General features: G+C 67.3%; 9 protein-coding genes and 1 pseudogene. 3 read left to right on the top strand and 7 right to left on the bottom strand.

Annotation, left to right across the window (positions count from 1 at the left end; all coding sequences use genetic code 11):
• Window positions 1-19: 19 nt before the first annotated feature.
• The 7 genes from ABZ656_RS34430 to ABZ656_RS34460 form a co-directional block, all read right to left on the bottom strand.
• Window positions 20-835 carry a hypothetical protein gene (locus tag ABZ656_RS34430; protein ID WP_101406317.1) on the bottom strand — a complete coding sequence of 272 codons (816 nt, stop codon included), beginning with the start codon at window positions 833-835 and terminating at the stop codon, window positions 20-22.
• Window positions 832-1,776, bottom strand: coding sequence for an ABC transporter ATP-binding protein (locus ABZ656_RS34435; RefSeq protein ID WP_101406316.1), 945 nt, complete (start codon window positions 1,774-1,776; stop codon window positions 832-834). Before ABZ656_RS34435 ends, ABZ656_RS34430 begins: the two co-directional genes overlap by 4 nt.
• Window positions 1,773-3,413: a hypothetical protein gene (locus ABZ656_RS34440; RefSeq protein WP_129592327.1), complete on the bottom strand. Its 1,641-nt coding sequence runs from the start codon at window positions 3,411-3,413 to the stop codon at window positions 1,773-1,775. The genes ABZ656_RS34435 and ABZ656_RS34440 overlap by 4 nt, the downstream gene beginning before the upstream one ends.
• On the bottom strand, window positions 3,410-4,573 hold the full coding sequence (locus ABZ656_RS34445; RefSeq protein ID WP_101406314.1) for a homoserine O-acetyltransferase: 1,164 nt from the start codon (window positions 4,571-4,573) through the stop codon (window positions 3,410-3,412). The genes ABZ656_RS34440 and ABZ656_RS34445 overlap by 4 nt, the downstream gene beginning before the upstream one ends.
• On the bottom strand, window positions 4,570-6,033 hold the full coding sequence (locus ABZ656_RS34450) for a radical SAM family RiPP maturation amino acid epimerase (RefSeq protein ID WP_180362590.1): 1,464 nt from the start codon (window positions 6,031-6,033) through the stop codon (window positions 4,570-4,572). Before ABZ656_RS34450 ends, ABZ656_RS34445 begins: the two co-directional genes overlap by 4 nt.
• A gap of 205 nt (window positions 6,034-6,238) precedes the next feature.
• Window positions 6,239-6,718, bottom strand: coding sequence for a nitrile hydratase subunit alpha (locus tag ABZ656_RS34455; protein WP_101406312.1), 480 nt, complete (start codon window positions 6,716-6,718; stop codon window positions 6,239-6,241).
• Window positions 6,719-7,602: 884 nt separating this feature from the next.
• Window positions 7,603-8,664 carry a ParB/RepB/Spo0J family partition protein gene (locus ABZ656_RS34460; protein ID WP_129592326.1) on the bottom strand — a complete coding sequence of 354 codons (1,062 nt, stop codon included), beginning with the start codon at window positions 8,662-8,664 and terminating at the stop codon, window positions 7,603-7,605.
• Between the two features lie 208 nt (window positions 8,665-8,872).
• On the opposite strand from ABZ656_RS34460, the gene ABZ656_RS34465 reads away from it, so the two are divergent.
• The 3 genes and pseudogenes from ABZ656_RS34465 to ABZ656_RS34475 form a co-directional block, all read left to right on the top strand.
• Window positions 8,873-9,325, top strand: a complete 453-nt coding sequence (locus tag ABZ656_RS34465; RefSeq protein WP_360273251.1) for a helix-turn-helix transcriptional regulator — start codon at window positions 8,873-8,875, stop codon at window positions 9,323-9,325.
• A 158-nt stretch (window positions 9,326-9,483) separates the two neighbouring features.
• Entirely contained in the window at window positions 9,484-9,963 is a 480-nt protein-coding gene (locus ABZ656_RS34470) for a hypothetical protein (RefSeq protein WP_218978290.1), read from the top strand.
• Window positions 9,960-10,164, top strand: a pseudogene (locus tag ABZ656_RS34475) (hypothetical protein); the annotation flags it as partial. The gene ABZ656_RS34470 and the pseudogene ABZ656_RS34475, both read left to right, overlap by 4 nt.

The following is a 10,164-nucleotide window of genomic DNA, read 5'->3' on the forward strand; positions in this document are numbered from 1 at the left end:
GGGGGAGGGAATCGACGTGTCAGGAATCGAGTGCCGTCTCGGGGCTGAAGCAGGCGGCGACGACGGCAACCGACGCAACGGCGATGAGGAACGTGATGCCTCCGGCGGCCAGCAGCAACCGGGTGGCCCCCAGGTGCGGCAGCCCGTACGTCAGGGCGAACAGCGAGCCGATCGCGGGCAGCATGGCGATCACGTTGCCCAGGTTTCCGCCGGACAGGCCCGCCGCGCCGCCGATCTGGGTGAGGCGAGGGAACAACAAGCTGACCAAAAGGGCGAGGCTGCCGCTCGTCAGGGCGATGAGCAGAGGCAGGAGGAGTGACAGTGCCGTGTATCCCGCGTCCAGGTGGAGCCGCGTTGATGTCGTGGCCACGAGCAGGCCCGTGGCCAGGGCCACGATGGCCATGTAGGCGGCCCAGAACCCGGTCGCCGCGGCGGCCATGTAGCCGAGGACGGCTGTAGCGATGCGCCTGGGTGTGTAGGGGGCGCTGAGCAGTTCCTCGAAGCCGCCCCGGGTGACCTCCGCGCCCACCAGGCCCTGTACGGCACGGGTCACGGACACGGCGTTGAAGAACGCGGCCAGGGCCGGGCCCAGCGTCAGCAGGATACCCATGGTGACGGCGTGGCCGCCGCTGGTGTAGCGGGCGGCGACGTCGAGGAAGGAGCCGGCGCCGTTGACCGCTCCGCTGCCGCGCAGGGAAGTGAGCACCATGAGGGCGAGCACCGCGACGAAGGGCAGCACCGGGGCGAGCAGATGGCGTCTGCCCTCATGTAGCAGACGCCAGATGAGCGCGTGGGTGAGCGCGAACGGGCGGGGGATTCCGGCGGGTGCCGTCACTGCTGGTCCCAGGTCTGGTAGGCGGGCTGGTGGTGGGTCTGGTTGTCGAGGTGGAGGAAGACGTCTTCCAGGGCGTTGCTGGCCTGGGCGACCTCTCTGAGCCCTACTCCCTGACGAACGAGCTCCTCGATGAGGGTCTCGGTCTCGCTGTCGCCGGCGACCTCGACCAGGACCGCGCCCTCACGGTCGGGGACGGGCTCGTGGCCGAGACGGCGGAGCGCTTCGGTGGGATCCAGGCGGGCACGGATGCGCAGGCGCATGCCGAGTCCGACCATCTCCTCGCGCAGTTCGGCGGGAGTTCCGCGCCCGGCGATGCGGCCGGCGCTCAGCACCGTGACATCGTCGGCGAGTGCCTGGGCCTCGCTCATGTTGTGGGTGGAGGCGATGATCGTACGACCGTCTGCAGCGAGTCCCCGCAGTCGCTCCCTGAGGTCGGCGGTCGCCGCCGGGTCCATGCCTGTGGTGGGTTCGTCCAAAAGCAGGACGGGAGGATCGGAGAGCAGTGCCTTGGCCAGCGCGACGCGTTGGGTCTGGCCGCGGCTGAGGGTTCCGGCGTTCCGGTCGACGAGGTCGTGCAGGTGCAGCTCGGAGACGACGTCGGTGATGCGCTGCTCGCGCAGCGCAGCCGGCAGGTCGAGGACACGGGCCCAGTAGCCGAGGTTTCTGCCGACGGTCAACTGGGGTGAGAGCGCGGCCCGGTGCGCGGTCACGGAGATCAGCCGTTTGGCGCCAGGGTCGTGGTGTGGATCGCGGCCGGCGATCAGCACCCGCCCAGAAGTGGGCTTGAGTACCGCGGCCAGTACCCGGAACAGGGTGGTCTTCCCTGCTCCGTTGGGGCCGAGCAGGACGTGCACGCCCGGTCCGAAGTCCAGGCTCACGTCCGTCAGGACGGGTCGTCCGCGGTATCCGGCACACACGCCCTCGACGGACAGCACCATCATCGCTCCTCACGCGTTGTGAAGTGGTCGATGGTCAGCATCGTATGTCCGCTGTTCGCGGTGCCAAGGTCGTGATGTCGAACGCTGCGGAATCCGGCCACTTCGGCCGCCCAGGCAAACACCTGTGGTTCCACCGGGTACTGACGGGAGTAGCCGTGCGTGGCGTCGAGATCGGTCGCCAGGGTGGTGCCGTTGAGCATCGCCGCCCGCGTCGCGTCGGGGGCATGGGCCTCGATGACGACGAGACCGTGACGGCGGGCGAGAGCGCGCCAGCTGTGGAAGTGCGCGGCCAGATCGCGGGCCATGGCGTCCGGGGTGATCGCCTGCCCGTCGGAATCGGCGAAGAAGCGGAGCATGCGGGGCGGCCGGGCCGTGTCGGGTAGGGAACGGGGCCGCCCTGCCCGGAAGTTCCGGTCGTGGATGACGGACTTGCTGACGTGCAGGGCGTCGGCGGCGTCCAGTCCGTGCCCGGCCAGTTGGCGCGCCATCCTGTCGGGATCGGTGATGTCGCCGTCGATGACGAGATGAGGGATGCCCGCCCGCGCGAGCCGTTCGGCGGTGATGTGCCGAGCCACGGGGCTGGGCTCCACGCCGACCATGAGCAGCGGACGGTCGGTGAGCCGTCTGCCGCGGGCCGTGCGGTCGCGTATCGCGGTATGGAGGGTGTGCAGCAGGGTCCCGTCCCCGCATCCCGAGTCGACGACGAGGGCGGGCTGCCGGTCGAGGTCCGGCTCGTCGAAGAGGGGCAGGCACACGTCCAGGAAGGGTTCCCGGCAGGTAGCGGTGAACACGTCCCCGCTGAAGACGATGTCCAATTCCCTGTCGAGGTGCGCGTCCTCGTCGGGGACGGCGTCGGCCGCGGCAGGGCCGCCGAAGAGCAGGTGGTCCACGTTCCTGAGCGCGGGCAGATAACTGACGGGGTGCCAGTACTGGCGCGCGTAAGCGGCGGCGACGGCGCCCAGCGGCGTGAGCCGGGCGATGTCGTCGTACACGGTGGCCCATCCCTGGTGCGCGAGGATCTCGCAGGCGGTCCTCAGAGCACGAGGGTTGGCGCGGTGATCGGCGGTGAAGGAGATGATGTCCGTGTCCGCGTTCAGGAGACCACGCCTGGCCAGATGGGCCACCAAGGGCGCCGTGATGTGGCCGTCCAGGTGAGCCAGTACCTGAAGCCGGGGCGCGATCGGGCGGAAATCGCCGGGCACATGCCACTCGGCTCGCATGTGGTCGCGTACCGCGGCCAGTTCCTGCTCGCCCTCCCGGTCGCGGTCCGTGAATAGCACCCGGCCGAGCCGCTGGGCCAGGAGAAGGAACGTGGTCGCCGACGCGTAGGAGGCGGCGAGTGCGGTCATGACGGTACGGCCGTGGCGGGTGGGCAGGTAGCCCAACGTGTCGACGGACCCTTGAGGCGCGTGAGGTACAAGCCATCCCTGATTGGCCATCAGACCGAGGGCAACGTGCAGGTATCCGGGATTGGCGGCTACGCTCCGGGCGAGGTCCTGCACCTCCACAGGTTCGTCGGTCAGCAGCCGGGCGAGGACATCGCGTCGGTGCAGCGCGACCATAGTGGTGCCGATCGACAAGCCGTCGATGTGCCGACACACCTGCTCCCACGCCACGCCACGCAGTTGTGCAGGGGTCATAGGGCGTCCTCCTCGGCCAGGAAGGGCGTGACCTCGTGGGCGAGCGCCTCGACCTCGTAGAGGAACCCGCCGTGCCCCAGCGTGCTGTCCAGGACGGCGTGGCGCGAGGACGTGCCCTGGCGCAGCAAGACCTGGTGCATCAGGTCGGTCTCCTCTGGCGGGTAGCGCCAGTCGGAGCGGTAGCTGACGAACAGGGTGCGAGCGGTCACGGGTTTCAGGGCCGTCCCTAGGCTGCCGTAGCGGCCGGGGAGGTCGAAGTACTCCTCCGCGCGCATCAGGTGCAGCAGTGCGTTGGGGTCGATGGCGGGGCGTGGCTGGTTCGCGATGTTGTCGAGGAACGCCTCGACCGCGAACTCCGCACGCAGGGTGTACCGGGGCGGCTGCCCTCCGACGGTCCGGCGGGCGAACCGCTGCCCCATCGCGTCACGGCTCATCCACAGCGGTACGGCGGCTACCAGAGCGCTGGCCAGGCCGCGGACTGGGCCGGAGCCGGCGTAGTAGTCACCGTCGTTGAAGTGCGGGTCGCTCCGGATGAGATGGCGCAGCACGGAGAAAATCGCGATCGTGTGTGCGGAGGTGTCGGGTCCGGTTCCGATGACGACGGCGTTGCGGACCGCGTCAGGGTAGGAAATGGCCCACTGCAGTGCCTGCTGACCGCCGAAACAGCCGCCGATCACAGCGTGCAGTTGTGCGATCCCGAGGCGTTCCATCAGTCTGCGTTGGGCGTTGACCATGTCCTCGATCGTGACCACGGGGAAGGCGGCCCCGTACGGGCGTCCCGTGGCCGGGTCGGTGCTCGCCGGCCCCGTGGACTCTCCACCGGCGAGGACGTCCGAGCAGATGACGAAGTACCGGTCGGTGTCGAGCATGCAACCTGGGCCGATCGCCGCGTCCCACCAGCCGGGGCGGGCGTCCTGTGCCGTACGGCGACCCGCCGCGTGGGCGCCTTTGGTGAGCGAGTGACAGACCAGGACGGCGTTTGCGCCGTCCTGGGCCAGTCGGCCGTACGTCTCGTACGAGAGGCCGAACCCGGGCAGGACACGTCCGCTGGTCAACTCGAGCGGGGTGTCGAAGCGCGTGTTCGTGGCCTGTACGAGCGGTGCACCACGGTGCGAGTCGGTCATGCCGTCGGCCTCAGTTATTCCGTGCGTGTCCGTCATGAGGCGGCACGGGCCGGCATGCCCAGCGCCACCGGAGCGGGCTCGGAAGCGGGAGGCTCGGGCTCCTCGTCGAGCAGGCCCTCGTCGAAGAGCGAGTTGAGCCAGGCGAGGGTCTGCGTGAGGGGAACGCCGGCGCGCTTCTCGCGGCGCACGGCAAGTTCCTCCGCACTGGCCATACCCCGGGTCAGGCACTCGGCGAGGTCGTCCAAATCTCCTTGGCCGAGGGTCAGGTGCTGCCCACGCGAGACCGCCCGAAGTTCTCCGTCGGCGACAGTCACCTTCACGTCGGGGCGCAGACGCACCGGGTCTTGGAGCCGCAGCCGGGTCCGCATGTTCTTCGCGATCATGGTCTCGATGAGCTCGCTCAGTTCCGCTCCGGTGTCGAATGTCCCTTTGTCCAGGACCCAGTAGCCCAGTGGCCAGCGGTCGGACGCATCGCACGGCGTGATCAGCTGTACGCTGCGGTCGACCATGTTGAAGAGGAAGCCCGAGACGCACGCAATGGTCGAGCTGGCGTCCTCGGGCACCAGCTCGTCGCTGCGCTTGTGCGCGAACTTCCGGGCGCGCCCGGCGTTGGACTTGCGGAACGACTTGGCCGCTCCCTTGTTCTGCGGGATGCACTCGACATGCAGCAGCTCTTCGGCGGTGAACGCCTCCTCGATCCGGTGCAAGGCGCTGACAGCGATGATCGAGAAGCGGTCAACCTTCGAACCTCGTCCGCGCGCCAGCTCCAGCAGCCGCCGGGTGCGCTCCACGTCCTTGTGGCCGATCGCCGTGGTGGTCTGCGGGCATTGGCCGAGGGCCTCATGGAAGGCCGTGAGAAAGTGCTCGTAGTCCGGGTTGTCCAGCGGATCGGTCGCCCAGTAGAGGAATGCGTCACGCATCGGCTCGCCGATGGTCGCATCCATCACCCGAAGGGTTTCGCGCCAGAGTGCGGCGTGCTCGTCGGTGTACGGCCAGGTGTGGTCGAACTTCGGGGCGGCGACGCCGCAGAACCAGCAGCCGACGGTGCAGCCCTTGGACAGCTCGAATGCGGCCGGGGCGTGCACGATGGCCTGCGAGCGGGATGCCCCGAGTTCCCCGTTGCACCGCTTCATCTGACGCGCCCGCCACGCGGCCATGCGCCGGTCCGTGGTCGTCTGGCCATGGGCGCGTAATTCTGCACGATGGTCGAGCTTCTCCATCAGGAAGGCCCGATAACGACGCGCCGAGAGCAGAATCTCACGGTCATCGCCGTCCGTCTCCTCCTTGTCACCGAGGAAGGGTCTTACTTGCTCCGGGGTGAGCGGTGATCCGATGCCCCTCAGGGCTTCTGCGGCGTCTTCCGAGAAGCGGTCGCGGAACGCCTTGTCAACGAGCCATCTCTCCAGGGTCCGCTTCGTCCATGCGACGTCACGGATGTAGTCGTACGGAACACCGGATGTATCGCCGAGCAGTGAATAGAATTCGCCGTCTCGCATGGCTGCGGACATGGTTCATCACTCCCATTACAGGACCGGGCAAAAACGGCACACCTAGGGGGTGCCGCACGTTGAAAAGCCAGCTTTGCACCGAAGCGGCCGTATAGCCGAGGGAATTCCGGGGGCCAACGCGCGCGCCGGCCCCCGGCCACCGCTACGGCTCAGGAAGAACCGTCACGGGTCTTTTTCCGTACGTCGTACCGGCTCAGGTAATGACGGCGAGGGCGACCGCCGCCGCCTCCGCCACCGCGGCCACGTTGGTGATGGTCCACACCCAGCCGTTCTCGACGGCTGCGGCACGGTTCAGGACCAGCTCCGGCGTCCCCTCCAGCTGAAGACCGGCCGGGGCCTGGGGCAACACGATGTACCACTTGGTTTCGCTGCTCTGCACCAGCCGCAGTTCCCGGCCGGTCTCGAGCGGAAGAGCCTGCTCGACCAGGGACACGGACGTGGTGCTGTCCGCCGCGTCGGGCGGCAGGCTGACGTACTTCGCCGTCGGCGTGTCCTGGACGATCTCCAGGTCGACGCCGTCCGGGCACTCGAAGCCCTCCTCCGCGAGAACGGCCTTCGGTCTCGCGACGAGGTCGCGCCGGTACTCCGAATCCTTCCATGCGCGGGCAACCGCCATCGCCACGATGGCGCCGGCTCGTTCACGCATGGCGAGGTGGTCCGCTATGAGCGTCACGCTTGATTCACACCCTTTCAATTTGCAGGTGGCCGCTGTTCCGATTGCAGAACACGGCGATCCGCTTCCGGAATTCGGCCGGGAAGGTGGACCTCTGAACAGTAGGCAGCTGCCATTTGACCGCTCAAGAGATTTCACGAACAAACATCCGGAATCTCTGATTCCCACATGGCATGACAGCTCGGAACGAACTCAGCAACCCGCCGGATGCGTCGCTGCCACCAAACGAACGAAGAATCCACAGTGAAACCCGAACAGAAATTTCAAAGAGCGCGCATCGCGCTCCGGTCTCAATACGCGTCCCGCAAGGCGGCCTGGGGAATCAAGACGAGAAGGCCCAGGTCACGGTCCAGATCCGAGCTCTTGGGGCGCGAGATCCACTGACGATGCGTCAGCTCACGGCGATACATGGACCCACGCGGCGGTCGGCCTCGGGCCACCCATGTCCGAGGTCACACCTATGGGTGGCCCCACGCGGCGCAACAGACTTGACGGAGCGTCAGTCACCGGAGGTCCGCGGATCTGCGCATCGCGCGCGGACCCGCAGATTTCCACGTTGATCCCCTACATCACGACGGGGGACGCACCCCCGGTCACCGTCCCGGCTCCGGCAGGGACGGACCCTGGTGGCGCGTGGGGCGTGAGGCGGGCGCCTACGGCCTTGTGCTCTCGATGGGCAAGGAGCCAAACGCGGCCTGCGCAAGGCCCCACGCGGTGTAGCGGCGGAGCCGTTTTGCGGCGTGTGCGGTCATCCCTGTCAACGAGGACGCGTCTGATCGGCGCAAGCGTCCCCAACCCCGCCACTGCGGCCGATCATGATGAGGGGACGGCAAAGAGCTGCCCGCCACGATTCGCTTGCCGGTCCGCGCTGCCAGGAATCTGGGTCAGAGATCCTGCTCAAGACTCCGGGCGACCTGGAGCCAGGCTTCCGCGTAGCCTCGCGCCACGCGGGCCATGAGGGTGGCACGGTGTGGAGGTACACCGCGTACCAGCTGCTGCCATTCAGCCGCTTCCGAGGGATGGATGCTCAGCAGCCGAAGGAGGCTGCGCCCCGGCTCGGAGAGACGCATGGACGGGTCCCTGCGAAGGCTCTCCAGTACGGCGGGGACATCGGGGGCCGATATCGGCAGGCCTGCACGGCGTTCCCAGCCATCTCCCGCGTGTTCACGCTGCTCCGCCTCCCCCTGGCCGGCGCCGACCACCGCTCCCTTTTGTTGAAGTCTCGGCGGTAGCACGTCCCGGCCCTGGAGCATTCGTTGGCGCACATCGCTCGCGGTCGCCAAGGAGATTCCCACCTGCTGTGCGATCCTTCGCAACGGCGCTTCGGGGTCTTTCGCCAACAGATCCGCAGCCAGAAGGCGCCGCTCGGCAGGATTCACCGGGCGCTCACGCCCGTCCATCCCCACCCTCTTGTTCAACCGAGCCTCGTCCTCGGTCGAACGTCTTCGAAGGGCAGCCACGGTCTTCGGCGCCATATATGTCACGGCTGCGATGCGCCGGTCGGACCAGTGCGGATGGGACGCGATGATCCGTTCCGCGGCGGCCGCACGGTCGGCGAAGGAGAGCGGCTTGCCGTGTGCCGAATTGAGTTGCACGGCAAGGATGAACGCCTCGTCCTCACCGCCGTCGAAGTAGTGGACCTCGACCTCGCTCTCGCCACGCAGCACCGCGGCCTGCACCCGATGCACCCCGTCGAGAACACACATGGTCGCCCGGTGGACGACGACGGGCGGTAAGGGCACACCCAGACCGGCAAGCGCCCGAACGTGATCGGCGTCCGCTCCGGAGATGCGCGGCGAGCTCACCCCCGACAGGCAGCGGACGGGCACCCGGTGCACCTCCCGGCCAAGGCCGCTTTCCCGCTCTTCCAGCCGCGGTCCGGCCGCAGGGCGGGCGTCTCGCGACGGTCCGTGCAGGTAGAGCCCCCCCTGGTCCTTTGCCATCAAGCACCCTCCCCCGCACGTGGAGCCACCACAGATCCGACCATGGACTCACGAGCAAGATCCAACTAGCGCCCGCTTCACCGCAGTTGAGATCAACACCCCGGACGCTAGCGCACGGGTTGACCCATTTCAACTGTTGTCACTCCGGTACACTCTGCGCACGTTCATCTGAGTGGAATCCGGTGTCGGGGGCGCGCAGCAAGGAGACGTGATGACGCATGGGACCAGCCGCAGCCTGGCGGACAGGCTCAACCAACTCTTCGCGACCATCCGGTCCGAAGCAGGCGGCGAGTTCAGCAACGAGCACGTCGCGGCCGCCATCAGGCAGAGGGGTGTCACGATCTCCCAGAGCTACATCTGGCAGCTACGGAAGGGCACCAAGACAAACCCGACCCTGAAGCACATGGACGCGCTGGCGGATTTCTTCGGAGTGTCGACCGCCTACTTCATCGACCCCGAGGTCGGCGATCGCATCACGGAGCAGTTGGAGCGTCTGGCCGAAGCTCGGGAGCGGCTGGCAGAAGATTCCTCCGGCAGCGACGCGAAACTCATGGCGATGCGAGCCGGCCAGTTGTCGACCGAACGCCGCAAGCAGGTCATGGACCTCCTCGATGTCGTCTACCGCCTGGAGCAGGCCGAGCGTCAGAACCCGCCCGACAAGTGACTTGATTCCTTCTCGCTACCCGCGGCCGACGCCCTGTTGCATATGCGGCACCCGACCACAAGACCAACTCTGCCGCACACGCAGCACCCGACCACAAGACCAGAAACGCTCGGGGGAACACCTTGCCCGAATGGAAGTTACGCCGACGCTGCAGGCGCATGCTGCAGCAACTCGACATCCAGCCCCCGCTGAGAGTCGAAGTCCTGTGCCACCTGCTCGGAGAGCAGCGCGGACGCCCGATCCGGCTTGTGCCGCATTCCCTGCCCATACCCGGCCCTTTCGGCCTGTGGATCGCGTCGAGTTCGGCCGACTACATCTTCTACCAACTCGAGACCAGCAAGATCCACCAGGACCACATCATTCTGCACGAGCTCGGCCACATCATGGCGGATCATCAAGGTCCTGATACGGACGACGAATTCCTGAGGCAACAGTTTCCGGACATTTCAACGAATGTCATCAAAAAGGCACTTCGGCGCTCGTCCTATGACGAGGGGCACGAACGCGAGGCCGAACTGGTCGCCACCATCATCCTTGAATGGGCCTCCGTACTGGACTGCGTCGACTCGACCCCGTCCACGGATCCATCGGTCGACCGTGTCCAGGCGGCGCTGGGCGATCGGCAGGGTTGGCAATGATCACAGTAGTGTTATTCGTCGGCACGGTGTTCGTGCTGATCCTGGGCTGGAAAACCAGCCAACTCATCAGGGCCCCGCACGACGCTCCCTTGCGTGCCGTCACGCTGTGTCTGGCAAGCGCGGCCGCCTCCTTCGGGCTCGCTCTGTCGCCCGCAGCAAAGGTGATTCGCTCCGTCGGTGGGGCCGGAGCTCCGAGGCTGG

Source organism: Streptomyces sp. NPDC007095 (assembly GCF_040634475.1).
Taxonomy (GTDB): domain Bacteria; phylum Actinomycetota; class Actinomycetes; order Streptomycetales; family Streptomycetaceae; genus Streptomyces.

Coding starts and splice junctions, on each gene's coding strand:
- ABZ656_RS34470 (WP_218978290.1), top strand. CDS start 9,484: ATGCTGCAGCAACTCGACATCCAGCCCCCGCTGAGAGTCGAAGTCCTG.
- ABZ656_RS34445 (WP_101406314.1), bottom strand. CDS start 4,573: ATGACGGACACGCACGGAATAACTGAGGCCGACGGCATGACCGACTCG.
- ABZ656_RS34465 (WP_360273251.1), top strand. CDS start 8,873: ATGACGCATGGGACCAGCCGCAGCCTGGCGGACAGGCTCAACCAACTC.
- ABZ656_RS34435 (WP_101406316.1), bottom strand. CDS start 1,776: ATGATGGTGCTGTCCGTCGAGGGCGTGTGTGCCGGATACCGCGGACGA.
- ABZ656_RS34450 (WP_180362590.1), bottom strand. CDS start 6,033: ATGCGAGACGGCGAATTCTATTCACTGCTCGGCGATACATCCGGTGTT.
- ABZ656_RS34440 (WP_129592327.1), bottom strand. CDS start 3,413: ATGACCCCTGCACAACTGCGTGGCGTGGCGTGGGAGCAGGTGTGTCGG.